This window comes from Halomarinibacterium sedimenti, from assembly GCF_019312585.1.
Lineage (GTDB): Bacteria > Bacteroidota > Bacteroidia > Flavobacteriales > Flavobacteriaceae > Halomarinibacterium > Halomarinibacterium sedimenti.
The window spans coordinates 153827-179501 of the sequence record NZ_JAHWDP010000001.1 but is presented as its reverse complement, the minus strand read 5'-3'; the positions used below and the strand labels follow the sequence as shown (position 1 = coordinate 179501).

The 25675-nt window shown below is 36.8% G+C and carries 30 protein-coding genes; 18 read left to right on the top strand and 12 right to left on the bottom strand.

Annotation, left to right across the window (positions count from 1 at the left end; all coding sequences use genetic code 11):
• Positions 1-190 precede the first annotated feature (190 nt).
• The 9 genes from KXJ69_RS00915 (at position 191) to KXJ69_RS00875 (ending at position 8615) form a co-directional block, all read left to right on the top strand.
• A complete protein-coding gene (locus KXJ69_RS00915; protein ID WP_219050458.1) occupies positions 191-1543 on the top strand; it encodes a Na(+)-translocating NADH-quinone reductase subunit A in 1353 nt (450 codons plus the stop codon).
• 35 nt (positions 1544-1578) lie between these two features.
• Positions 1579-2805 carry an NADH:ubiquinone reductase (Na(+)-transporting) subunit B gene (locus KXJ69_RS00910; protein ID WP_219050457.1) on the top strand — a complete coding sequence of 409 codons (1227 nt, stop codon included), beginning with the start codon at positions 1579-1581 and terminating at the stop codon, positions 2803-2805.
• A 2-nt stretch (positions 2806-2807) separates the two neighbouring features.
• Entirely contained in the window at positions 2808-3560 is a 753-nt protein-coding gene (locus tag KXJ69_RS00905; protein WP_219050456.1) for a Na(+)-translocating NADH-quinone reductase subunit C, read from the top strand.
• 1 nt (position 3561) lies between these two features.
• Complete coding sequence (locus KXJ69_RS00900) at positions 3562-4209, top strand: NADH:ubiquinone reductase (Na(+)-transporting) subunit D (protein WP_219050455.1); 648 nt, start codon at positions 3562-3564, stop codon at positions 4207-4209.
• Between the two features lie 55 nt (positions 4210-4264).
• Positions 4265-4996: an NADH:ubiquinone reductase (Na(+)-transporting) subunit E gene (gene nqrE / locus KXJ69_RS00895; protein WP_219050454.1), complete on the top strand. Its 732-nt coding sequence runs from the start codon at positions 4265-4267 to the stop codon at positions 4994-4996.
• Positions 4997-4999: 3 nt separating this feature from the next.
• Positions 5000-6304: an NADH:ubiquinone reductase (Na(+)-transporting) subunit F gene (nqrF, locus tag KXJ69_RS00890; protein ID WP_219050453.1), complete on the top strand. Its 1305-nt coding sequence runs from the start codon at positions 5000-5002 to the stop codon at positions 6302-6304.
• Between the two features lie 81 nt (positions 6305-6385).
• Complete coding sequence (locus KXJ69_RS00885; protein ID WP_219050452.1) at positions 6386-7249, top strand: DUF4846 domain-containing protein; 864 nt, start codon at positions 6386-6388, stop codon at positions 7247-7249.
• A complete protein-coding gene (locus tag KXJ69_RS00880) occupies positions 7249-7608 on the top strand; it encodes a DUF8840 domain-containing protein (protein WP_219050451.1) in 360 nt (119 codons plus the stop codon). The genes KXJ69_RS00885 and KXJ69_RS00880 overlap by 1 nt, the downstream gene beginning before the upstream one ends.
• A complete protein-coding gene (locus KXJ69_RS00875; RefSeq protein WP_219050450.1) occupies positions 7605-8615 on the top strand; it encodes an FAD:protein FMN transferase in 1011 nt (336 codons plus the stop codon). Before KXJ69_RS00880 ends, KXJ69_RS00875 begins: the two co-directional genes overlap by 4 nt.
• On the opposite strand, the gene KXJ69_RS00870 is transcribed toward KXJ69_RS00875, so the two are convergent.
• From KXJ69_RS00870 to pepE, 9 genes are all read right to left on the bottom strand, one after another.
• Complete coding sequence (locus KXJ69_RS00870; RefSeq protein WP_255571136.1) at positions 8607-9296, bottom strand: methyltransferase domain-containing protein; 690 nt, start codon at positions 9294-9296, stop codon at positions 8607-8609. The genes KXJ69_RS00875 and KXJ69_RS00870 overlap by 9 nt on opposite strands.
• A gap of 90 nt (positions 9297-9386) precedes the next feature.
• Positions 9387-10208 carry a type I methionyl aminopeptidase gene (map, locus tag KXJ69_RS00865; protein WP_219050448.1) on the bottom strand — a complete coding sequence of 274 codons (822 nt, stop codon included), beginning with the start codon at positions 10206-10208 and terminating at the stop codon, positions 9387-9389.
• A gap of 3 nt (positions 10209-10211) precedes the next feature.
• On the bottom strand, positions 10212-10616 hold the full coding sequence (locus tag KXJ69_RS00860) for a BT0820 family HAD-type phosphatase (protein WP_219050447.1): 405 nt from the start codon (positions 10614-10616) through the stop codon (positions 10212-10214).
• 55 nt (positions 10617-10671) lie between these two features.
• Positions 10672-11268: a thioredoxin family protein gene (locus KXJ69_RS00855; protein WP_219050446.1), complete on the bottom strand. Its 597-nt coding sequence runs from the start codon at positions 11266-11268 to the stop codon at positions 10672-10674.
• Positions 11269-11278: 10 nt separating this feature from the next.
• Positions 11279-12793, bottom strand: coding sequence for a 2,3-bisphosphoglycerate-independent phosphoglycerate mutase (gpmI, locus tag KXJ69_RS00850; protein ID WP_219050445.1), 1515 nt, complete (start codon positions 12791-12793; stop codon positions 11279-11281).
• 87 nt (positions 12794-12880) lie between these two features.
• On the bottom strand, positions 12881-13396 hold the full coding sequence (locus tag KXJ69_RS00845) for a hypothetical protein (protein ID WP_219050444.1): 516 nt from the start codon (positions 13394-13396) through the stop codon (positions 12881-12883).
• A gap of 39 nt (positions 13397-13435) precedes the next feature.
• Positions 13436-14200 (bottom strand): M48 family metalloprotease, encoded by a 765-nt coding sequence (locus tag KXJ69_RS00840; RefSeq protein ID WP_219050443.1) that lies wholly within the window; start codon positions 14198-14200, stop codon positions 13436-13438.
• Positions 14201-14227: 27 nt separating this feature from the next.
• A complete protein-coding gene (locus tag KXJ69_RS00835) occupies positions 14228-14965 on the bottom strand; it encodes a M15 family metallopeptidase (protein WP_219050442.1) in 738 nt (245 codons plus the stop codon).
• Positions 14966-14968: 3 nt separating this feature from the next.
• The gene (gene pepE / locus KXJ69_RS00830) at positions 14969-15673 is read right to left on the bottom strand and encodes a dipeptidase PepE (RefSeq protein ID WP_219050441.1); all 705 of its coding nucleotides are present in this window, start codon (positions 15671-15673) and stop codon (positions 14969-14971) included.
• Positions 15674-15771: 98 nt separating this feature from the next.
• On the opposite strand from pepE, the gene KXJ69_RS00825 reads away from it, so the two are divergent.
• The 9 genes from KXJ69_RS00825 to KXJ69_RS00785 all read left to right on the top strand — a co-directional run bounded on the left by KXJ69_RS00825 (position 15772) and on the right by KXJ69_RS00785 (position 23154).
• Complete coding sequence (locus KXJ69_RS00825) at positions 15772-16566, top strand: peptidase associated/transthyretin-like domain-containing protein (RefSeq protein ID WP_219050440.1); 795 nt, start codon at positions 15772-15774, stop codon at positions 16564-16566.
• Between the two features lie 24 nt (positions 16567-16590).
• Positions 16591-17124: a DUF6702 family protein gene (locus tag KXJ69_RS00820; protein WP_255571135.1), complete on the top strand. Its 534-nt coding sequence runs from the start codon at positions 16591-16593 to the stop codon at positions 17122-17124.
• A 67-nt stretch (positions 17125-17191) separates the two neighbouring features.
• Positions 17192-19501, top strand: coding sequence for a M1 family metallopeptidase (locus KXJ69_RS00815; RefSeq protein WP_219050439.1), 2310 nt, complete (start codon positions 17192-17194; stop codon positions 19499-19501).
• Between the two features lie 87 nt (positions 19502-19588).
• Positions 19589-19873 carry a Sec-independent protein translocase subunit TatA/TatB gene (locus tag KXJ69_RS00810; RefSeq protein WP_219050438.1) on the top strand — a complete coding sequence of 95 codons (285 nt, stop codon included), beginning with the start codon at positions 19589-19591 and terminating at the stop codon, positions 19871-19873.
• Positions 19874-20434: a phosphatase PAP2 family protein gene (locus tag KXJ69_RS00805; protein WP_219050437.1), complete on the top strand. Its 561-nt coding sequence runs from the start codon at positions 19874-19876 to the stop codon at positions 20432-20434. It begins immediately after the preceding gene.
• A gap of 220 nt (positions 20435-20654) precedes the next feature.
• Complete coding sequence (locus tag KXJ69_RS00800; protein WP_219050436.1) at positions 20655-21143, top strand: hypothetical protein; 489 nt, start codon at positions 20655-20657, stop codon at positions 21141-21143.
• Between the two features lie 15 nt (positions 21144-21158).
• Positions 21159-21785, top strand: coding sequence for a hypothetical protein (locus tag KXJ69_RS00795; RefSeq protein ID WP_219050435.1), 627 nt, complete (start codon positions 21159-21161; stop codon positions 21783-21785).
• Positions 21755-22513 carry a sensor histidine kinase gene (locus tag KXJ69_RS00790; RefSeq protein WP_219050434.1) on the top strand — a complete coding sequence of 253 codons (759 nt, stop codon included), beginning with the start codon at positions 21755-21757 and terminating at the stop codon, positions 22511-22513. Before KXJ69_RS00795 ends, KXJ69_RS00790 begins: the two co-directional genes overlap by 31 nt.
• Before the next feature lie 2 nt (positions 22514-22515).
• A complete protein-coding gene (locus KXJ69_RS00785) occupies positions 22516-23154 on the top strand; it encodes a response regulator transcription factor (protein WP_255571134.1) in 639 nt (212 codons plus the stop codon).
• 1 nt (position 23155) lies between these two features.
• On the opposite strand, the gene KXJ69_RS00780 is transcribed toward KXJ69_RS00785, so the two are convergent.
• Genes KXJ69_RS00780 through KXJ69_RS00770 form a run of 3 tightly spaced genes read right to left on the bottom strand, consistent with a single transcriptional unit; the run spans position 23156 to position 25674 of the window.
• Complete coding sequence (locus tag KXJ69_RS00780; RefSeq protein ID WP_219050433.1) at positions 23156-23797, bottom strand: O-methyltransferase; 642 nt, start codon at positions 23795-23797, stop codon at positions 23156-23158.
• Complete coding sequence (locus KXJ69_RS00775) at positions 23797-24879, bottom strand: amidohydrolase family protein (protein ID WP_219050432.1); 1083 nt, start codon at positions 24877-24879, stop codon at positions 23797-23799. The genes KXJ69_RS00780 and KXJ69_RS00775 overlap by 1 nt, the downstream gene beginning before the upstream one ends.
• A gap of 9 nt (positions 24880-24888) precedes the next feature.
• Positions 24889-25674, bottom strand: a complete 786-nt coding sequence (locus KXJ69_RS00770) for an SDR family oxidoreductase (protein WP_219050431.1) — start codon at positions 25672-25674, stop codon at positions 24889-24891.
• Position 25675: the final 1 nt, after the last annotated feature.

Sequence of the window (25675 nt, the reverse complement as noted above, 5' to 3'; positions counted from 1 at the left end):
AGTAATATTTAGTCGATAAATATAAACAATTTTTGTGCCTTACTTATTTCCGAAAATGTTATCGCTCGATTTAGTGTAAAATTATGAGCTTTTATTATGGAAAGCATGTTTTAATTTATAAATTTGCAGTCCCAAAATCTGAGGTTTTTTTCAGAAGGGAAACAAAAGAGAACTTTAATATAAGTATCCTATGTCCAAAGACATTAAGATTAAAAAAGGTCTTACTATAAATCTTAAAGGCGAAGCAGAAAAAACGTTATCCAAAGCACCGCGCTCACGTACCTTTGCCATAAGACCCAAAGATTTCCACCTCGTTACACCAAAAATGGTTGTTAAAGAAGGAGCCAAAATTAAAGCTGGTGACGTTTTATTTTATTCAAAAAGTGAAGAGTCTATCAAGTTTGTTACTCCAGTTAGTGGAACGTTAACTGGAATTGAACGAGGTGCCAAAAGAGTAATTACAGAGATTTTAATTGAAGCAGATCCGCAAGATTCTTTCAAAGAATTTGGAATTTTAAATCCCGATGCGGCTCAAGCAGATGTTATAAAAGAACTATTACTTTCTTCAGGTTGTTGGCCTTTTATTAAACAACGCCCTTATGATGTAATTGCAAATCCAAATCAAACTCCGAAAGCAATATTTGTTTCTGGATATACGACTGCTCCTTTAGCGGCCGATTTAGATTTTACGCTTCAAGGGAAGGAAACTCAACTCCAAGCCGCCATTACAGCACTAAGTAAATTGACTGAAGGTTCTGTACACGTTTCTATCGGCAAAAATGGGAATTCTCCTTTAAAGGGGATGACCCACTGTGAAATTCATCAAGTAAGTGGTCCACACCCTGCTGGAAATGTTGGGACTCAAATTGGTAAAATAAACCCTGTTAATAAAGGAGAAGTTGTTTGGACGGTTGCCGCTCAAGATTTAGTAATTATTGGTGATTTACTTTTAACTGGCAAATTTAATGCAGAGCGAGTAATTGCATTGGCTGGTTCTTGTGTAAAAACTCCAAAATATTACACTACAAAAATTGGAGCTGAGGTTTCAACATTTGTGTATGATTCTGGATTAACCGAGGACAACTCACGTATAATTAGTGGAGATGTACTCTCAGGAACACAGATTTCTCCTAAAAGACATCTTGGTTTTTATGCTAACACGGTAAGCATTATTCCTGAAGGGGACGATTATGAATTGTTTGGTTGGAATAAACCTGTTTTCGATAAAATATCACCTTCAAGAGCATTGACATTTTCTTGGATGATGCCAAAAAAGAAGTATGATTTAGATACTAATACCAATGGGGAGCATCGTGCTTTTGTGGTAACAGGAAATTATGAAGAAGTCTTTCCCCTGGATATGTTTCCATTGCAAATGCTCAAAGCCTGTATGGTAAAAGACCTTGATCAAATGGAAGCTTTAGGGATGTATGAAGTGGCGCCAGAAGATTTTGCACTTACCGAATTTGTATGTGTGTCTAAGCAACCACACCAGAAAATTATAAGAGAAGGTCTGGACTTAATGTATAAAGAAATTGGATAATTATTCATTTTGAAAAAATGAAAAATAGTTAGTATATGGGATTGAAGCAAAAATTACATACGCTTAAGGAAAAGTATAAAGGTAAAAAAATGGCGCCTGCATTTAATGCACTGCACACCTTTTTATATTCTCCTAATGAGACTACCCACGACGGAACTCATATTAAGGTGGTAGATGACCTTAAGAGAACGATGAATACGGTGATTATGGCATTAATTCCGTGTTTAATCTTCGGGATTTTTAATGCTGGATACCAACATTATCTTGCTTTAGGTGAAATAAATCCAGTATCTAGTGGATTTTTTAGTTCTGAATTTTGGAACTTGGCAAACTTTACAATTGGAGCTTGGAAAATAATTCCCTTGGTACTTGTTTCGTACGGAGTTGGGCTTGCCGTTGAATTTCTTTTCGCGGTTATTAAAGGACACGAAGTAGAAGAAGGATATTTGGTAACAGGAATGCTTGTTCCTTTAATTGTACCTGTAGATATTCCGCTGTGGATGCTTACCATTGCTGTAATCTTTGGAGTTGTCATTGGTAAAGAAGTATTTGGGGGTACGGGAATGAATATCTTAAACCCAGCACTTACCATTCGTGCCTTCTTATTCTTTGCGTATCCTACTTGGATGAGTGGTGATAAAGTTTGGGTACACGGCGCCGTAGAAAGAGCTAACCAAATGGCAGAAGGAGCAAAAGTTGATGCTATCTCTGGTGAAACTATTTTAGGAAGTTTGGCGCAGAATAAACCCTTTGATTTTGATACAATGGATATGTTTTTAGGGTTTATCCCAGGTTCTGTAGGAGAGACTTCAACCCTATTAATTTTATTAGGTGGGCTTTTCTTAATCTTCACCAAAATTGGGAGTTGGAGAATTATGCTTTCGGCAGTGTTAGGAGCTTTAGCAATGGGCTTTATATTCAATAGTGTTGTAGATGCTGGATGGATTACTGATAGCAGTAAGTTTTTCAGTTTAATGAATACCGAATTCTGGCAACATTTACTTATTGGAGGATTGGCGTTTGGGATAGTCTATATGGCTACAGATCCCGTTACGGCTTCACAAACCAATAAAGGAAAGTGGATATACGGATTTTTAATAGGCTTTATTTCAGTATTAATTAGAGTATTTAACCCAGCTTACCCAGAGGGAGTGATGTTGGCTATATTGTTAATGAACGTATTTGCTCCCACCATAGATCACTATGTTGTTCAAGGAAATGTGAAAAGAAGAATGAAACGTTTAAAAGTTAAAAACGCGTAACCATGGCTATAAACACCGATAAAAATAGTTATACCATTATTTTTTCTGTAATAATGGTACTTGTGGTGGGGTCTTTATTGGCTTTTATCGCACAGGGTTTAAAACCCACTATAAAAGAAAACGAACGAATTGAAATTCAGCAGAACATCCTGTATGCTATGGGTGTAAATGAAAATGAAGAAGGTAGCAGAGAATTTATTGCCGCTGAAAAAGCCGAAAAAACTTTTGCCGAATATATCAAAAAGCAGCTGGTGATTCAAAACGGAGAAGTTACCGAAGATGAGAATGCCTACTTAATTGATATTAAAAAGGAAAAAAACTTAGCGAAGGATCCTTCTTATTCAAGACGCTTGCCTCTATTTGTGGGTGAAAAGGATGGAAAAACGTACTACGTTGCACCAATAAGAGGTAAAGGGCTGTGGGATGCCATTTGGGGGTATGTAGCGCTAAATGAAGATATGGTGGTTCAAGGAGTATTCTTTGATCATAAAGGAGAAACGCCAGGCTTAGGAGCGAATATTAAAGAGCGTTTCTTTATGGATGACTTTACAGGGGAAAAACTTTTTGATGCCGACAATAACTTCGTTGGAATTACTGCAGCAAAAGGAAATGCCGATCCAAAAAATGATAATAAAGATGATAATGAGGTAGATGCTATTGCAGGAGCAACAATCACAGGTGATGGTGTTTCCGCAATGTTAAAGAGTGATTTAAGACTCTATGTTCCTTATTTTCAAAAACTAAAAAACAACTAGTATGGGACTATTATCAAAAAAAGATAGCAAGTTAATTTTAGACCCGTTAGCAGATAATAACCCTATTACCATTCAGGTACTGGGCATTTGTTCGGCATTGGCTATTACAGCGCAGCTTAAGGCGTCTATTGTAATGGCGATTTCTGTAATTTTTGTATTGGGAATTGGAAATGTGGTTATTTCGTTAATGCGTAATGTAATCCCTTCAAAAATTAGAATTATTGTTCAATTAGTAGTGGTAGCTGCTTTGGTAATAATTGTGGATCAAATTCTGAAAGCCTATGCATATACGCTTAGTAAGGAACTTTCTGTATTTATTGGATTAATTATTACCAACTGTATCATTATGGGACGTTTTGAAGCTTTTGCTTTAGGTAATGGCCCTTGGCGTTCATTCCTTGACGGAATTGGAAACGCATTAGGATATGGTGTTATTCTTATCATTGTAGGTTTCTTTAGAGAACTTTTAGGGTCTGGAACTCTTTTAGGCTTTAAAGTATTAGGAGACCCCATTGAAAAGACCGGCTTGTATGCAATAGGGTATGAAAACAACGGATTTATGTTGCTTTCGCCTATGGCATTAATAGTGGTAGGAATCATTATTTGGGTACAACGTAGTAAAAATAAAGCATTAATTGAAGAACATTAGTATAGTAAAAGTTGAGGTGTTATAACCGATACTTCATTGCTAAATAAAAATATATATGGAACACATAGAATTATTTTTCAAATCGATTTTCGTAGACAACATGGTGTTTGCTACGTTCTTAGGGATGTGCTCATATCTTGCCGTTTCTAAAAAGGTAAGTACTGCTGTAGGTTTAGGAGCTGCGGTAATCTTCGTGTTGACGGTTACGGTGCCACTTAACTGGTTATTGGATCAGTATATCCTTCGTGAAGGCGCTTTAGTATGGTTGGGCGAAGAATTTGCAGATTACGACTTAAGTTTCCTTTCATTTATTCTATTTATTGCCACTATCGCGACGATGGTGCAATTAGTAGAAATAGTGGTAGAAAAGTTTTCACCATCATTATATAACTCTTTAGGAATCTTTTTACCACTTATCGCTGTTAACTGTGCGATTCTTGGAGGATCCTTATTTATGCAATCTCGTGATATTGAAACCTTAGGCTTAGCTTTAAATTATGGTTTTAGCTCAGGAATTGGATGGTTCTTAGCCATCTTAGCCATTGCCGCTATCCGTGAGAAAATTAGATATTCAAATGTGCCTGCACCGCTACGTGGACTTGGAATTACATTTATCATTACAGGACTAATGGCGATTGGATTTATGAGTTTTGGAGGAATGTTAACGGGTGGTGATGATGCCCCTAAAGCAGACGAAACAAAAACAGCTGTTCAGCAAGAAGAAAATACTAACACAACCATTGAAGCTATTGATGAAGTAGTGGAGGTTTCAACTATAACAGAATAAACTATGATTTTAGCTAGTACGTTAGGTGTCATTTTAGCAACGGTAGCTGCTTTCCTTGTATTAACCCTTTTATTGGTTGCTTTACTTTTATTCACAAAGCAAAAGCTTTCACCATCAGGTCCCGTAAAAATTACCATTAATGATGAAAAGGTAATCGAAGTTCCTTCAGGAGGTACCTTGCTTTCAACACTTGGTAGTCAAAAAATATTTTTACCTTCTGCTTGTGGTGGAGGGGGAACTTGCATTCAGTGTGAGTGTCATGTATTAGAAGGTGGAGGAGAAGCCTTACCTACTGAAACACCTCACTTTACCCGTAAAGAATTAAAAGAAGGAGCACGTCTTTCTTGTCAAGTTAAGGTAAAGCAGGATATGAATATTCATATTCCTGAAGAAGTCTTCGGAATTAAAAAATGGGATGCTACTGTGGTGCGTAACTACAATGTGGCTTCTTTTATTAAAGAATTTGTGGTAGAGATTCCTGAAGATATGAATTACAAAGCAGGAGGATATATTCAAATTGAAATTCCACCTTGCGAAATTAAATACAGTGATATCGACATTACGGCACACCCAGAAGAGCATGAAACTCCAGATAAGTTTCAAGCAGAGTGGGATAAGTTTGGACTTTGGCCGTTGGTAATGAAGAATAACGAAACGGTAGAAAGAGCCTATTCTATGGCTTCTTATCCTGCCGAAGGACGTGAAATTATGCTAAACGTTCGTATTGCAACACCGCCTTGGGATAGAGCTAAAAATCAATGGATGCAAGTAAATCCAGGGATTGCTTCTTCCTATATTTTTGCGCAAAAACCCGGCGACAAAGTGGTTATTTCAGGTCCTTATGGTGAATTCTTTATCAATGAATCTGAAGCTGAAATGCTTTATGTAGGAGGAGGAGCTGGAATGGCACCTATGCGTTCACATTTATATCACCTATTCCGTACCCTAAAAACAGGACGTAAAGTTACTTATTGGTATGGAGGACGTTCAAAAAGAGAATTGTTCTATATAGATCACTTCAGAAACTTAGAGAAAGATTTCCCTAATTTCAAATTCTATATGGCACTTTCAGAACCACTTCCAGAGGATAATTGGAAGATTAAAGAAAACATTGATGCACCTGGTGACGGATTTGTAGGCTTTATTCACAATTGTGTGATAGAAAACTACTTAAATCATCACGAATCGCCAGAAGATATCGAATTGTATTTCTGTGGACCCCCTTTAATGAACCAAGCCGTTCAGAAAATGGGAGAAGACTTTGGTATCCCAGATGAGAACATTCGTTTCGACGATTTTGGTGGATAACGCTAAATATAAAAACTTAAAAGCCTCTTTATGGAGGCTTTTTTTATGAAATAAAATTAGTGTTTTGGAGTTTTTATTGTAATGAAAAGATTTGGACTATTACTACTAGTGGCCATAGGCTGTTTTTTCCTTTTATCCAAAAAAGGAAAGCAAGTTAAAAATATAGGCCTTAGTTATATTACCACGCCAAGTTTTATAAACGAAGAAGGAGCCACTGTTTCGGAAAGAATTTTACTTCCTGAAGGCTTTAAAAGAGCCACCTATCCACAAAATTCATTTTCAGAATACATGCAGCAGTATGCGCTTTTGTCTTTTGAAGCTGAGGTTATTAATTATGATGGTAATCCTTACTTTTATCAAAAAGGACATGTGGGCGTTTTGGATGTTTCGGTGCCTACCCACGGACTTATGCAATGTGCCGATGTTTTGATACGATTGCGGGCAGAATACCTCTGGGAACAAAATAGAAAAGATGAAATAGGATTTAATTTTACCTCAGGGCATTACTGCTCTTGGAAAAAATATGCCGAAGGCTTTCGCCCTAAAGTAAATGGAAATAAGGTCACCTTTCATAAAACGGCTAGCGCAAACAGTTCTAAAGAAAACTTTTACAAGTATTTAGATTTAATTTATATGTACGCTGGAACCATCTCGCTTTACGATGAAATGAAGAAGATCAATACCATTGAAGAAATAGAAGTAGGAGATATGCTTATCTATCCAGGAAGTCCTGGTCATATTATCATGGTAGCCGATAAAGCTGTGAATGCTAACGGGGAAATTTTGTTTATTTTTGCACAAGGAAATACACCCTCACAAAGTGCGCATATTATTAAAAATTTAAACGACTTGTCAATAAATCCTTGGTATGAAATTGAACTTGGGGAAACCTTGGCTATTCCAACATACACTTTTGGGGAGGTGAAATTTATTCGCTTTAAATAATGTCTCAACAACTTACCGAACAAGAATTACACAACCTAGCGATGAATATTGTAGGGGAAGATTTGCAATCGCAAGGATTTGAATTTTTGGGAGTAAATTCAAAACTCAAAAAAAATCCGCAGTTTGTTGCATTAAAGGATAAAGTGCTTCATTTTGTGATAGTTCGAGCGATTAGCTACCCACAAGACGCGCATAGCTACGACCCAATTTTTATGCAAACTATGAAAGAACACGCCTTAAAATTTGAAGCAAAAATGTATTATGCGGGTGTTGGCTTAGGTTATGGTGAAGATTATGGAAAGCCCGTTATTAAAGACAAACCCTATACTGTGGTCTATAAAGGAATTCAAGAGATATGATTAAAAACCTATTTTTTATTTTAAGTACCGTACTTTTTATTGGGTGTGAAGATACTTCTGAAAAGCTCAATGTGCTTCAGGGTAATGCCTTTGGCACTACCTATTCCATTCAATATTATTCCCAGAACGATTTTGATGCTGAAAAGGGAATTGACTCTGTGGTGTATGCTGTAAATAAGTCGGTGAGTACCTATATGCCAAATAGTGATATCTCAAAAATAAACCAAGGGGACTCGACAATAGTTGTAGATTCTATTTTTAGTGACGTGTTTTTGCTTTCTGAAAAAATTCACAAGCAATCTCAGGGATATTTCGATCCCACGATAGGGGTGCTTCGCAATGCTTACGGATTTGGAGATACCCAACCGGTTAAGAAAATGGATAGCCTTACTTTGGATTCGTTAATGCAGTTTGTTGGATTTTCAAAAGTGACACTCACTCAAAAAGGAACCATTCAAAAACAATTTCCTGAAATTTATTTCGATTTTAATGCCGTAGCAAAAGGCTACGGAATTGACTGTTTAGGTCGCTATCTGGAATCGCAGGGTGTGACCCATTATTTAATTGAACTAGGTGGCGAATTACTGTCTAAAGGACAAAACATAGAAAAACAAAAACCGTGGGTTGTAGGAATTGAAGCCGTAGATTCAGAATTGGAAAATAGAAGCTATACACATACAGTTGCGTTACAAAACGAAGGCATGGCATCTTCAGGGAATTATCGAAAATTTCGTATCGACTCCCTTACTGGTAAAAAATACGTTCATACCCTCAATCCCTTAACAGGTGAAGCAGAAGAAAGCGATGTTACCAGTGCTACGGTTATTTCAGCTACTTGTGCCGAAGCGGATGCCTACGCAACCACTTTTATGGCCATGGGATTGGAAAAATCGAAAACCCTACTTTCAGAATTAAAACAAGTAGAAGCGTATTTAACCTATATAGATACCAATCATCAACCGCAAGTTTTTGTCACGGAAGGCTTTCAGAAGCGTATTTTAGAGTAGTTTTTTACAGACAGGAACCAATTCGCCTTTAGGCAAACGGTATTTTTCAATTTCTTCTTCTGAAAGTGTTGCCGTATAATCAACAGCTTCAACAGAAAAACCAACGGAAGCTAATTTTTCAAAATAATCCATGCCGTACACTCGTACATGGTCATATTGACCAAAAATTTTAGCCCGTTCTTTAGGGTCTGTAATGGAATCATCTTCAAAAGTAACTTCACGATTTTTATCATAAGGCACTTGAACAATGGCGGTACCATTAGTGGCTAATACCCGATATAATTCTTGCATCGCTTTGGTGTCGTCTGGAATGTGTTCCAAGACATGATTGCAAATGATAAAATCGAAAGCATTGTCCTCAAATGGAAGATTGCAAATATCCGCTTTTACGTCGGCAATAGGGGAGTTGAGGTCAGTGGTGGTGTAGTCAATATTTTTCAATTTTCTGAAACGCTTCAAAAAGGCTTGCTCAGGGGCAAAGTGAAGCACTTTTAAATTATCTGAAAAAAAAGTCGTTTCATTTTTAAGATATAACCAAAACAAACGATGTCGTTCCAACGAAAGTGTCCCTGGTGTCAATACATTTTCACGAACATGTTCATATCCGTAAGGAAGAAACTTTCTATAGGATTTCCCGTCGATAGGGTCTGAATATTTATTTCCTCTTAAGAAAAATGCCATAATAGGGCGTACCCAATAACTAACTCTAATTAAGAAGGTTCTGGGAAATAAATTCAGAAAAAATTTGAAGATTTTTTGCACACGACTAAATTACAAAACCAATTCCTTTTGGCGGAATTCATTTTCCTCGTCGCTTTTTATTCCAAGGGCTTCGTAAACATAGCCAAACGTAGAAAGCAATTCGGGTTTTCCGTTTACTAAAGCGATGTTGTGTTCAAAATGGGCAGAGGGTTTGCCGTCCTGTGTTACAATGGTCCAGCCGTCTTTTAATTGCTTTACTTTATGGGTTCCTAAATTGATCATAGGCTCAATAGCGATGGTCATACCTTCGACTAATTTTTTTCCTCTTCCGCGCTTGCCGTAGTTAGGCACTTCGGGATCTTCGTGTAGTTTTCTACCCAATCCGTGCCCCACTAATTCTCGCACCACACCATATCCAAAGGACTCACAATACTGCTGAATGGCATATCCAATATCTCCCACACGGTTTCCGTTTTTAAACTCACGGATTCCAATATAAAGGGATTCTTTAGTGACTTCGAGCAATTTTTTGGTTTCAGGAGCTACTTCGCCAATTTCAAAAGTATAGGCATGGTCACCGTAAAATTCGTTTTTAATAGCACCACAATCAATAGCTACGATATCACCATCCTTTAAGGGTATATCGGTGGGCAATCCGTGAACTACCGCTTCATTGACGCTACAAAGTAGGGTAGAAGGACAATCGTACAATCCTTTAAACCCCGGTAATGCCTTTTGTTCTTCACGAATAAATGCTTCGGCAATTTTATCAAGATAGTTTGTTGTAACGCCTGGTTTTACTTCTTTGGCGAGCATTCCCAAGGTTTTGGAAACAACCAAAGCGCTTTCTCGCATTAATTCTATTTCTTCTAGTGTTTTAGGTATAATCATAACTTAAAATCCGAACCAACTTTTCTTTTTTTTTGGTCGCTGAAATTGCGTCGCATCGCCGCCTACTAATTTCTGATAAATTTCTCCCCAGCCCATCATACCGCCTAAATTTCTATCGTCTATAAATAAATCGGCATTTATTTTTCGGCTGTATTTTGGATCAAATTGTTCTTCCGGAAAACTTTTATTTACTGCATAAAAGGTAATTCCATTTTCTTTGCAAAATGCCACAGCTTCATCCAATTCTCTTCCGTAACGATAGGTCCATAAAATAAGTCGATGTCCTTTATTTTGAAGCTTTTTGAGGGTTTCAAAAGCAAAAATATTGGGTTTACCAATTTTTGGATACTCATCTTCGACTATCGTTCCGTCAAAGTCTACTGCTATGGTTAAAGTTTCAGCTACCATTAAGGAAGTTGCATTAAGGCTGCAAAAATACAAAGAATAATACCGAATTTAAAGTTTATTCTGCGTAGTAATGTTTGTAGGGCTTGCCACTCAAAATCTTAATCATATCCTTTTCAAGGGTTTCCTGAGGGTATTCGACAATACGGTTCATTTCGGCACCGTCTTTAAAGAAAATAATGGATGGTACATATTCTATTTCATATCCCTCTTCCAATCCTTGAGGTGTATCCTTATCGTGGGTCATTGCAATCATTTCCACTTGCCCTTCCTTATAATCGGCTGCCTCTAAAATTTTCTGAAGGGCAGGTATTTCACGCTGGCTATCCTCACACCATGTACCCATAAACACTTTAATGGAAACATTTTTAAGTAATGGTTTGATACTATCCACACGGGCCGAATCTAAAGTATGGTTATTAAAACTTTCTATAAACCACTCATTAAAGGGTGCTTCCTGAAGGCCTTTACAGTTAATTTTTCCGAGGAGCATTTCGCCCCCATCTTCTTCATCGGGAACACGGGTGTTAAGTCCGTCGGCATTGGATTCCATGGCAATTTCTTCGGAAGCGTTATCGGTTTCACCTTCCTTTTCCGAAGCATTTTTACAAGAAATGATGAGTAATACAGTAAATAAATAAACAAGGTTTTTCATAGTATTTTTTTTAAATAAGCGGTTTTTCGGTCATTGCTTTTGGTTGTTCAATACCCATCAACTTTAAAATTGTGGGCGCAATATTACCTAAAACACCATTTTTTATAAATTTAATATCGGTATCCACTAATATTAACGGGACAGGATTGGTAGTATGCGCCGTATTGGGCGATCCATCTGGGTTAATCATCGTTTCGCTATTTCCGTGATCTGCAATGATGATGACCGTATAATCATTTTTCTTGGCAGTTTCTACAATGGCTTCGGTACAAATATCCACGGTTTCGCAGGCTTCCATGGCGGCTTTCATAACCCCTGTATGCCCTACCATATCGGGATTGGCAAAGTTTAAACAAATAAAGTCAGCCGATTGAGCTTCAATTTCGGGCAGGATTTTATCCCGAATTTCATAGGCACTCATGGGTGGGTATAAATCGTAGGTTGCCACTTTGGGCGAAGGACACAGTATACGTTTTTCGCCTTGAAAAGGCTCCTCGCGACCGCCGTTAAAGAAAAAGGTAACGTGTGGGTATTTCTCAGTTTCGGCGATGCGGATTTGTTTTTTTCCAGCTTTTGCAATGGTTTCACCAAGGGTGTCAGTAAGGTTTTCCTTGTCATATACCACTTTTACATTTTTGAAGGTGTCGTCGTAATTGGTTAGTGTAACATAGTACAACGGCAATTTTTTCATTCCAAATTCTGGGAAATCCTTTTGTGAAAGGACTTCGGTGAGTTCGCGACCACGATCGGTTCTAAAATTGAAAAAGATCACCACATCATCTTCCGAAATGGTAGCGACGGGCTGTCCTTTTTCGGTCATTACGATGGGTTCAATAAACTCATCGGTGGTGCCTTTCGCATAACTGCTTAACATACTTTCTGAAGCATTGACCGAGGCTTCTCCTTTTCCGTGTACCAATAAATCGTACGCTTTTTTAACACGTTCCCACCGTTTGTCACGATCCATGGCAAAATAACGCCCAATAACGGAAGCCAATTTTCCTCCAGTTTTTTGAAGGTGCTTTTCCAATTCTTGTATAAATCCAACTCCGCTTTTGGGGTCTACATCCCGTCCGTCGGTAAAGGCATGAATGTACATATGTTGCAATCCAAAATTATGTCCAGCGGTTAACAAGCCCTTTATGTGATTGATATGCGAATGCACCCCACCATTGGAAACCAATCCTAAAAAATGTACTTTTTTGTGGTGGTCTTTAGCATGCTGAAAGGCCGCTTTTAACACAGGTTCCTTTTTTAAGGTATCTTTTTCTACAGCCAAATTGATTTTTGCCAAATCTTGGTAGACAATACGCCCGGCACCTAAATTCATATGGCCTACTTCGCTGTTGCCCATTTGTCCGTCGGGTAAACCCACATTCATCCCGTGGGTTAATAATTGCCCGTTTGGGTATTTATGATACAACGAATCGACAAAGGGGGTGTTTCCTTGTGCAATGGCAGATACTTCGGGATTTTGGGTAATGCCCCATCCGTCTAGAATGAGTAAAATAACTTTTTTGTTCATAAAAGGATACTGAACCACAAAGATACAAGGATGATTTTAGAATTGGGAATGGAACAAGTAATTACTTACTGCCATTGTTTTTAATTGTTATTTTTCAAACTCGTTTTCAAATTCTTCAAGAGATATTTCACTCTTCAGCTTTGTGTATTCTCCGTAAACTATTCCATTATCAAAATCAACAGTCAGATAATCAGTCCAACAAGCAAAAAAGTCATAATCTTCTTTATTACCATTCTCAGAATCACTGCCAATTTGACGAGGTGAGATTAAGTAATATTTTCCAATTTCAAAGTTTGCAATATAAGGACGACATAAAATTCCATTATCTCCCCAAATTTTAATGCGGTTTTTTACTTCATCTCCTTTATATTTTTTGATAATTTCAACCGTCATCGAAAAAGGCATTTCCTGATCATAATCGTCAATATCATAATCAAGAAAGTCTGAATATTCAATAACCTTTACAAGAGCAACGAATTTATTATTATTTGAAACTGCTCTAAACGAACAATCTCCTTCACAATAACATTCACAAGCAAATGAATTGAAAGCCATCAGCATAATTGCAAGGGTTACTATTTTCCTCTTAAATGATTTTTTCATTATTGTTAGTAACTTTTGAAATATGTAGCTATTAATACACTACTGTCCCCCATACTTCTTAATACTCTCTCTAATCTTTTCAATTCGGTTATCGGGGTCGGGATGGGTGCTTTGAAACTCGGGTACTCGACTAGGTCCTGCCGCGGCTTTTAAAATTTCCATGACGTCTATCATTTCGTAGGGGTCGTAACCTGCTTTCATCATAATACGCACGCCCAAATCATCACTTTCCAGCTCGTCTCCACGTCCGTTGGTTAGTAATTTGTTTTGCCCAATGCCCGCCACAATATTCCCTGCGTCGGCACCCACATTGGCACCTTGTGCAACGGTTTGCCAGAAATCGGTTTCGGCAATGCGTTCACTAGAGTGACGCCCTAATACGTGCCCAATCTCGTGACCTAAGACACCCGCGAGTTGATCTTCGTTTTCCAATTTTGAGTAGAGGGCGTAGGTGATAAATATTTGTCCACCGGGCAATGCAAAGGCGTTAATGGTGTTGGGGTCTGCCAATAAATGAAACTCATAGCGATATGGACTATCCTTTGCCACAGAGGCATTCACCAATTTTACCCCTACGATATCCACTTGGTCTTGCATTTGCTGGTTGTTGTACAATCCGCCATATTCCTGCGCGATTTGTGGGGCACTTTGTAAACCCATCGCTATTTCCTCTTGGGGGTCTAAAGCGATGGCTTGTTCTTTACCAGTATATGGATTTATTTCTTTGCTGGAGCAGTATTTAAAGTAGCCAAAAGCCACAATAAGCAGTCCAATGATGATTCTAATTTTCCAACTTCCTCTCATAGCGTTGTCATTTTGTGATGCTTAAATTTACAAAAGTTTGGGGTTGATGTCTAAAATATTTTCGGTGCGGTATTTTTGAATAAACGACTCAGAAAAATGCGTACTCCCTTTTACTTTTTCTTCGGAAAGAATTTCTTTAATATCTAGCTTTTTATAGGCTTGTAACATGGGTTTTGAAACAGGAGCATAACTAAAGTGCCACGGCTCATATTTGAAGCCTTTTCGATTGGCGTCGTTGGTATACACTTCATAAAATCCGAAGGATTCGGCGTGTTCATCCATCCATTCCTTCATTTTACAAAATGGTCCCGTGCCGTGAAAATTACTGGCTACCAACACACTTTCGGGTCGGGGCGCATTTCCATCAATTAAATCGAGATCGGTGCCCCAATGGTGACGAGAGGTTCCGGGAATGGTAGAGTATTCAATGATTTTTTCGATGGCTAGCATAGGAGACAACCCTTCCGAAGTAAATTTCACGTACTTCCCTTCAAAAATTTCCTTTTGCCTTTGAAAGCTTCGGTAAGCAGAAACCACTTCAATGTTAATATTCGATTTTAATGCTTCGGCTTTCATACGGTTTAATGCCTCGGCCGTTTCTTTATGCATTTTGGTGAGATAACTATCGCCAACAATGTTGGGATTGCCTTTTCCAATTAGCTGATTTCGAGAAAAATCTTGAAGGATTGTTTCTTTAGAAAAGGAGGGGAGCAGCGTGATTCCTCCTAAAAGGAGGGATGTTTTTAGAAAATCTTTTCGGTTCATACTTTAAAAGTAATCAATTTTTGTACCGCTTGAAATTTCATAGGGTGCTTTGTCCTTTTCAAAAATTCGAGCGTCTAATATTCCTTTTAAAGTAATTTCTTCTCCATGAACTTGTAGCCAACTTCCTTCTCTAAGTCCAACCACAGGTAAGGTGTTTTGAGTATGGTATTCTTTAATTCGGGTTTCGCGGGTTTCGCCCATATGCTTGCTGGTAGGGTCAGGGTCCAGATAATGTGGATTGATATTTAATGGCAATACGCCAAGCGTTTTAAAGGAAGGCGGATACACAATGGGCATATCGTTGGTGGTTTGCATGGTTTGTCCGCAAATATTGCTTCCCGCACTCGTGCCTAGATAGGGAGTGCCATAAAAAAGTACATCTCTTAGGGGATTCATGATTTTTTGCTCGTGAAGTTGTTTTACCAAAACAAAGGTATTTCCACCCCCTGTAAAGATGCCTTTGGCGTTTTCAATGGCATCAATGGGGTCTTTAAAGGTGTGTAAACCCACAACTTTTTTATCAATTTTTGAAAAGGCTTTTTGTGCCATTGCGGTGTAGGCGTCGTGTGAAATTCCACCAGGGCGTGCGAAGGGAATAAAAAGGATTTCGTCGGTCGCTTTAAAAAGTTCAGAAAGGTTCGGTAAAATATATTCGAGATAGCCGCTTCCGTGTAGGGTTGAAGTGCTGGCAACGATTAGGTTTTTCATATAATTTTTATAAATGAAGGGAACAACTTTTCAAATTTAACAAAACCTTAGCGGGCATTTTAAGATTATGGTAAGAAAAGTAGATTTATATTTAGGCAATGTTTCAAAAAAACCTAACCAAATATAGCAACCTAGTCCTTTTATTTTTTTTAATTTTAGGAAGCGCTTCTGTTGTTTTTGGACAAGAAAAAAGACTTTTCGGAACCATTGAAAATGAGGTGGATGCCGAAGGGATTCATATTTTAAACACTACCTCACGCTTTAACGCCATTACCAATGGTCAAGGCGAATTTCAAATTTATGTAAAACCCTTGGATACGTTGGTGATTTCCTCGGTGACCTATGTTCCCGAACAAGTGGTGATTACACAAAAAATTTACGAAAGTGGGCGAATTTCCATTACGTTGGAGGCGTTGGTCAATGAGTTGGATGAAGTGTTTTTAGGTCCAAAGCTTACTGGGAATTTGGAACAGGATATTAAAACTATAAAGACCGAAAAGCAAATCAATTTTGACGATGTTGGGATTCCGGGATTTAAAGGCATCCCCGAAGAAAAAATTCCGAATATGATTGGCGGCGTGATAACACCTCTTTCGGTGAATTTGGAGGGTTTGTACAAACATTTAAGTGGGTATTACAAAACCTTACGGACCAAACGTAAATGGCAAGCACAGAATGTCACGGTCGCTGAAATTATGAATACCTACGGAACAGCCTTTTTCTTTGAATCCTATCAAGTTCCTGAAGATCGACTCTACGATTTTTTGTTGTTTTGTATCGAGACGAGTACCCTTCAAAATGATTTTAAAAAGGAAAACTATGCACGCGTGTTGGCTATTTTTTCGGAAAATGGGAAAGAGTATGTAGAGCGTCTTTCAGAAAAAAATGAATAAAAATGTGTAACATTGAAGGCTAAAATGAGTCTTATAACTTTCAAGAAAGTTATGGGAATAAAAATAAAGGTACTTTTATTGGTAGTAATACTTCCTTGTCTTATGGCAGCGGGGATGCATAAATTTTATGTAAGTACGACCAAAGTGGAGTATAAGGAGGACGAGAAATCCCTTCAAATAATTACCAAATTGTTTATCGATGATATTGAAGATGTGTTGCAAGAGCGCTACAGTCCTTCCATAAGTTTAGCTACCAAAAAAGAAACCAAAGTAGCCGAAGATTTTTTAAAGAAATATATCCTTCAGAAATTTAAAGTAGTAGTTGACGGAAAAGAAATTCCGCTTACCTACATTGGACGAGAATATGAAATTGATGTGGTAAAAATTTATTTGGAAGCAAGCAAGGTTAAAAATTTTGATGCCATTGAAATAGAGAATAAAATTTTATTCGAAATTAGTCCAGATCAACAAAATATAGTTCACGTGAAAAGAGGTACTACCAAAAAGAGTTTAATTCTTGATAATGATAATCCTAAGGGATTGTTAAACTTCGACTAGTAACGTGACAAACTGAACAATAAAAACTATTTTTAGACACTTTTTTACAAATTAACAATCAAAAAACATGAAATTATTTAAGTACATTTCTCTGGTAATTGTATTCTTAGTAGCAGGTACATCTTTTGCTCAAGATACTTCAGAGAAAAAAGAAGAACGTAAGCCAGGACATTACAACAACAATCGTTTTAAACAATTGTACGAAGAGTTTTCTACTCCCAATATGTACCGTTCTCCTAACGGTGCTCCAGGTCCAAATTATTACCAGCAACAAGCAGATTATGTCATGAGTCTTGAACTTGATGATAAAAATTCAAGGCTGTATGGAGAAGAAACCATTACCTATACCAATAACTCACCAGATGCTTTAGAATACCTTTGGGTACAACTTGACCAAAATGTACGAGCACGTGATTCTAAGTCTCCTTTAATTGAGCCAAGTGGCGCTTTTCCTGCTGAAATGGCATCGGATTTCGTGGGAAAATATATGGGTGAAGGTTTTGATGGAGGTTTTAAAATTGAATGGGTAAAAGACGCCAATGGAAAACCCTTACCACATACCGTAAATAGAACCATGATGCGTGTTGAGATGCCAAAACATTTAAAGACAGGTGAAAAATTCAGTTTTTCTATTAAGTGGTGGTATAACATTCCAGACCACACTATTGATCGTGCTCGAAGTGGATATGAAGTTTTTGACGATGGAAACAAAGGATATGTAATTGCACAATTTTATCCGAGAATGGCAGTATATAGCGATGTAGAAGGGTGGCAAAATAGCCAGTTTTGGGGAAGAGATGAGTTTGCATTGCCATTTGGAAATTTTGATGTAAGTATTACGGTACCTTCAGACCATACCTTAGATGCTACGGGGGTATTATTGAATAGAAAGGAAGTATTTACAAAAGAGATGATGGACCGTTATGAGCGAGCCAAGAAAAGTTACACAGAGCCCGTGGTTATAGTAACCCAAGAAGAAGCGGAAGCTGCTTCCAAAGGATTTGCAACCACCAAGAAAACTTGGAAATTTCGTGCCGAAAATGTGCGTGATTATGGTTTTGCGACTTCAAGAAGATACATTTGGGATATGATGGCTGTGAAGATTGGAAATAGAGATGTCATGGCAGTATCGGTATATCCTCCAGAAGGAAATCCTTTATGGGAAGATTGGTCAACCAAAGTAGTTGCTAGTACGTTAAAGTCGTATTCTAGAATGACGTTTGATTATCCGTACCACAAAGCCATATCGGTACATGCAAAAAATCAAGGGATGGAATACCCAATGATTTGTTGGAACTATGGTCGCCCAGATAAGGATGGGAGTTATAGTGAAAGGACAAAATATGGGATGATGAGTGTGATCATTCACGAAGTGGGTCATAATTTCTTCCCGATGATTGTGAATAGTGATGAGCGTCAATGGACTTGGATGGACGAAGGAATTAACACCTTTGTGCAGTATGTTGCTGAACAAGATTTTGGGGAATGGTATCCAGAAGCTGTTGCTCCAAATAAAGCCTATCCTTCACGAAGAGGACCTGCGAAGCATATTGTGGATTATATGGCAGGAGATCAAGATTATCTGGAGCCTATCATGACGAAAGGATTAAACATACATAATTTTGGAGCGAATGCGTATTCAAAACCTGCTACTGGATTAAATATTCTTCGCGAAACTATTATGGGTAGGGAGTTGTTCGATTATTCCTTTAGAACCTATTCTCAAAGATGGATGTTTAAGCATCCAAATCCTGAAGATTTCTTCCGTACAATGGAAGATGCTTCGGCAGTAGATTTGGATTGGTTTTGGAGAGCTTGGTTTTACACCACAGATTATACCGATATTGGAGTGGAAGGTGTTAAGAAATTCTATGTCACTTCAAAAATGAACAAGCAAGTTCGTGAAATGATGGAGGCACGAGGAATGAAGGAGAGCGATTTACCACCTTTAGTATATTTAGTAGAAGAAGGAAGCGAAGATTTTGAAGAATCCATGAAAACCGCTACCCTTAACGATGTGGTTACCCTTCAGGAATATATTATGGATAATATGGATCCAGCAGATAGAGCAAAACTGAAAAACCCTAAATATTTTTACGAAGTAACCTTCGACAAACCAGGAGGAATCCCGATGCCCATAATTGCAGAGTATACTTATGCTGACGGAAGTACAGAGCGTGTCACTTATCCTGCTCAAATTTGGAGAAAGAATGATAAATCGGTTGGAAAAGTAATAGCTTCAGAAATGGAAATCACCAAAATTGTGGTTGATCCTGATGAAGAAACTGCTGATATTGATACTTCAAACAATACTTGGCCAAAAGAAGAAAAGACAGGAGAGTTTGATACATTTAAAAGTAAAGTGAAGGGGGAATAAATTGATTTCACAATAATTTTAATAAAAGCCCTGTTAGTTTAGCAGGGCTTTTTAATTTATAAACCTTAACTTGATTATATTTGCAGTATGCAAGTACTTCCTTTATTTATTAGTGGTGCAGAAATAGGATTTATCCTTTTTATTGTACTTATGGTTTTTGGAGCCGACAAAGTTCCTGAAATTGCACGAGGTCTTGGTAAAGGGATGCGTCAGATACGAAATGCTACAGACGATATAAAAAATGAAATCACCAAAAGTGCCGAAAAGCAAGGGCTCGATTTTAAAGATATATCCAAGGATGTTACCAAAGAAATAGATAAGGTTAAGGAAGATGTTGATGATATTACAGGCCCTATCAAAAGAAATTTCTAGATGTTTGAAACCCTTTCAGATTGGGATCGAGAACTTTTTATATACCTCAATAGTTTAGGGTCAGATAATTTTGATGCTTTTTGGATTTTTGTGACTCAAATTGAAAGTTGGACATTTCTTTTTGTCTTTTTCATACTTATTATTTTTAAATTTTATAAGAAAAAGGAAGCACTATGGGTGGCAGCTTTTACCATACTTACCTTTTTAGTAAGCTTTGGGTTAAAGTATATTACCAAAACATCGGTACAAAGATTAAGGCCTAACAATGTGCCAGAGCTTTCAGAAACTATTAGGGTGCTTCAATTTCCTGTAGATTTTAGTTTCTTTTCTGGACATGCCTCCGTAAGTTTTGCAGTAACAACTTTTGTTGTATTCAGTTTAAGAAAGTTTACAAAATGGGTATATATGTTCTATCTGTGGCCTATTCTTTTTTCTTTCAGTAGAATTTATGTGGGGGTTCATTTTCCTAGTGATATTTTAGTGGGTGCTTTTTTAGGGTACGGTATTGGGATTGGGATTTACTATGTTTTAAAAAAGACCAAGTTTGTTTCTCTACATTAATTGAAAATTTAATTTAAATTTAAAAGGGTATTTACCTGTATTTCAAAAAGGGGTAATAACCCTTTTTTTTAACTTATTTCCCCTTTTTTTCATGTAATTATTAATATAAATAATTGATAATTAGATAATTAAAACATCAGATTGAGACTTTCTATTTGTAGGCAATAGTTTTTTTAAGGAAATAATATCTAACTTTACGTAAACCTTAAAAATCATTATTATGAAGCTTACAGCACCATCGCAATATCTCATTGCATTTATTTTTGTTTCAGTCGCACTTTTTTCATCTTGTGAAGAAGTTGTTGTCACTCCTCCAGTACAGACTATTTCTTTTGAGGAAGCCAATAGATTGGAAGAAACCTATAAAAAAACTCGAGCTGCTATTTTAAATGATACTCTAGGATATGAAGATACTAGAGAGTTTTGGTTCTCTTTGGATACCATAAAAAAATATATTTCTTATATAGAACAGGAAGGGACAAGAATGGGTAAGAAAAATCTAGGTTTGCGTGTTTATTTAGGGGCATATCCATCGCAAGGTAATTATCCAGATCCAGGGTATAGCACTGTTTTTATGGTACCTACAGTGAAAAGTGAGGGTAATCCTTTAAAACAAGGTTTTCTCCCCGTAGAAGATACTCATGAAAATCTGGATAGTTTAAATGCTCTTAATTATGGTCATGGAGGTAAGCCTCCACACGACTATTAAAATTAAAATAAAACTTTGCCTTATTTAGTTACTTTACTTGAATTAATAACAGCCATAATAGCACTGGTTGCGTATGCTAAATATAGGCATTCTAAAGAAAAGTATTTTTTAATTTTTCTTTGGTACACGTTGCTTATAGATGTTTTAGGAGCAGTTTTGGGTGATATTTTTTATGTAAATAACAATGGTGTTTATAATGCATATACCATTTCAAGTATGCTCTTTTACTTTTATTGGTACTATACTATTTTAAAAAAGAAAGTTTTCAAAAAAGCAGTCATTGTTTTTAGCCTATTATTTGGTGTTGTTGCATTTATAAGTCTTTGTTTTGAGAATTGGAATGTTTACCATAGTTATACTTTTGTTACTGGAGCCTTATTTTTAATGGTGTTAACATTGTTTCATTTCCATCAACTTTTAAATAGTAATGAGGTATTAATTGTTAAACATAAGCTCAGCTTTTGGATTTCTACTGCCTTATTACTTTTTTATGTTGGGATGATTCCTTTATTTTTTCTAGCAAAATATACCAATATCATGGGGCTTAGTTACCAAATTATTTTATTGAGTTTAAATGTAATACTTTACGGTTGTTATATGACCGGATTTCTATGGACCAAGAAGGAATACAATCGTTTTTAATAGTTTTTTCTATAATAGCATTTGCGTTAGCCTTAACCGTAATTTTACTCTTTGCTATTTTTCAAAAAAGGAAAAACAAATTGGTCCGTATTCAACAAGAAACTGAAAACAAATTTAAGGAGGAAATTATTGAAACTCAGATTGAGATAAGAGAAGAGACCCTTCGGAATATAAGTTGGGAATTACACGATAATATTGGGCAATTACTTACGTTGGCAAAAATTCAATTAAATGAAGCAGATGAAACTTGCGGTAACGTTTCTGAGGCCTCTGAAACTATAAGCGAATGCCTAAAGGAGTTAAGAAACCTTTCAAAACTTATTAATCCAGATACCTTTACGAGTCTTACTCTTATCGAAGCATTGGAAATGGAAATTGAACGTTTTAATAGAATGAAGTATCTTGAAACAACCTTAGAGTATAACCTAGAAACTTTTGATTTAAATACAAAGGTTGAAACTATTATTTTTAGAATGCTTCAAGAATTTTTTACCAATACCATTAAACATTCCAAAGCAACTCAACTTAAAGTAAAGCTAACCTATTCGGAAGAGACTTTAGAAATTAAGGCGGAAGATAATGGGGTAGGATTTGATGTCTCACAATTGTCCAGAGGTATTGGGCTTTCTAACATAAAAAATAGGGCCAAGATTATTGGAGCAGATGCAATTATTGAATCCAAAAAAGGGGAGGGGACTCAATTTCTTTTAACATATAAAAATAAATAATCATGAAGTACTCCGTTGTAGTGGTCGATGATCACAATCTCTTGTCACAAGCTATTGGTGGGCTAGTTGAAGGATTTGAAGAATTCTCTGTACTCTACACCTGTAAAAACGGACAAGAATTATTAGATAAAATAAACGACACCAAAAAGATACCAGATATTGTTTTAATGGACGTTAATATGCCTATTTTAAACGGTATTGAAACAACCCAACAACTTTACAAAGATTATCCAGATATTAAGGTACTAGCATTATCTATAGAAGAAGATGAAAAAACGATTCTTAAAATGTTACGTGCTGGTGCAAAAGGATATTTAATGAAGGATGTCAAAAAGTCCGAACTTGAAAAGGCCCTTTTAGAGGTCATGGAAAAAGGCTTTTACCATACCAATACAGTTACCAAAGTACTGGTAGATTCTTTATCTGATAGTGAAGAAAATAAAATTGTATTTAAGGAAAGAGAGATGATTTTTATTAAATATGCTTGTACCGAAATGACGTATCGTGAAATCGCCGAAAAAATGTTTTTAAGCACAAAAACGGTTGAAGGATATCGCGATGCTGTTTTTGAAAAGCTAAAACTTCGCAATAGAACAGGACTGGTTATTTACGCAATTAAGAATAAAATATTTATACCTTAAGTTATACCACTCGCGATACTGTTAAGCCATCTCGAATAGGCAATAAAACAGTTTCAAGTCGTGGATTTTCATTCAACATTTTGTTGTAACGTAGTAAAGCCTGCGTATCTATATCATCCTCTTTTACCTTTTCAACTACTTTACCACTCCAAAGTACGTTATCACTTAAAATAACAGCACCCGATTTAAGTTTTGGCAATAACAATTCAAGATAGTTTGGATAATTGCTTTTGTCGGCATCAATAAAAACCAAGTCAAAATATTCTGAAAATTTCGGGATAATTTCTATTGCATTCCCCAAATGCTGAATGATTTGGTCACCAAAACCAGATTGGTCAAAATACTTTCGCTGAAAATCAAACAATTCCTCATTATTATCAATGGTGTGAAGCTTTCCATCTTTACGGATTCCTTCGGCTAAACACAAAGCCGAATACCCAGTATACGTACCAATTTCTAAAATGTTTTTTGGGTGAATTAATTTAGAAAGCATGCTCAAAACCCTACCTTGTAAATGACCGCTAAGCATTCTAGGAGCTAATACCTTTTGCCAAGTTTCTTTACTTAATTGTTGTAAAAGTGGAGGCTCTTGTTGAGAATGGGCTACTACGTATTGGTCAATTTTTTTTGGTAAAAAGTCCATTAACTAGTGATTCTATCTATCAATTTTTTCTTTGCAACTTCATCATCGCCACAAAGCCATTGTATTACGTTTTTTTCCCAAATAGCATCACAATCTTCTTGGTTTACAATACCTTGGTCACGTGCTAAATCCAAAATTTTTCCTGGATAGGAGGATTGTTGTACACTTTCCATTTCTCCCAGTGGATAAGGGTCATCCAATCCCATAATTACTTGTTTACTGCCTTGGTTTTTTACCAAAAGCTGTAAAGAACCCGTATCGTGTACTAACGTATCGAAAAAGATATTTTTATGACCCACACTTTTTCTTGGGTGTACTTTACCTTCAAATAAATCTGGGCGACCATCAAAACCTTGAATACGTCTTCCTAAATTTATCTGCGCTAACTGACCTCCATGTGCAAAACAGGTTCGCATATTTGGGAATTTATCTGCATATCCGTTCAATGTTAAAAAGTGATAAGCATCTGCGCATTGGGCAAGCATCCATATTAAATGAAAGCGCCAAGAGGTGTTTTCTAATTTTATAAATTTTTCACCATCGTAGGGATGAATTTCTACAGCCAGATTGTATTTTGAGGCAAGCTCAAAAATGGGTTCGTTTTCTTCATCAAAAATGCAGCGCCACGTACCAATGGTATCCATATAATGGGTTGGTAAGCATAAAAGTTGCATCCCTAGTTCTTCCACACAACGTTCCATTTCCCAAAGTGCTCCTCTTACAAATCCAGGATGCACAACAAATCCGCAAGAAAATTTTGAAGGGTGGTCGTGTTGCACTTTTGCATTAAAATCGTTTTGAAATCGTAATGCCTGCTTCATTTCTTCCACACGCAATCCATTTCCGTATAACTGAGAAAGATTAAGCACCACAGCGTGATCAATCTTAAATCGTTCCATCCATTCCAGTTTTTCATCAAGGAAGAAACTAGAATCGGTAACAGGACGGCTCCAATCCTTTTGAAGCATAAACTTTCGGTCTTTGTCTACCCAAAAGATTCCTTTATCCTTCATGAATTGAGGAATTTCCTCAGGATAAGGAAGTAAATGCGAGTGACCGTTAATTCTTAGTTTACGTTTCATAAGATAAAATTACAAAGATTTTGTTCTTCCACCATCTACAGGAACATTTATTCCGTTAATGTAGCTAGCAGCGGGACTTGCCAAAAAGGCGACGGCATAGGCAATTTCTTCAGGTTGAGCAAATCGCTTTGATGGGACAAGATTTTTCATGAATTCACTAGCCTCTTTTTCAGTTTTGTTCATTTTTTTAGAAGCATTGGCTACTATATCATCGAGGCGGTCGGTCGCTGTAAACCCAGGTAATACATTGTTTACTGTAATTCCGAAGGCACCCAATTCATTAGCCAATGTTTTACTCCAATTTGCCACAGCACCACGAATCGTATTACTTACTCCCAATCCGTCAATAGGTTGTTTTACTGAAGTTGAAATAATATTAATTATTCTACCGTACCCTGCTTCCTTCATTCTTGGGACTACATTCTGAACCAAAATTTGATTACAAACCAAATGCTGACTAAAGGCTTTGGTAAATTCTTCCACTTCTGCAGAAAATATAGGACCTCCCTTTGGACCTCCCGTATTATTTATTAAAATATGAAAGGTAGTATCGAAAGTTGCTTCAATAATAGCCGATTTCAATTTTGCTGGTTTTGAAAAATCAGCAACTAAATAATTGTGTTTTTGGTTATTCTTGGTGGGTAGTTCCTTTAATACTTCTTTAAGCTTCTCTTCATTTCGAGCCATCAACGTAACAGTGGCGCCTAAAGAAGCTAACTCAATAGCCGAAGCCATTCCAATTCCTGCGGAGCTTCCGCAGACTAACGCATTTTTATTTTTTAGACTTAAATCCATT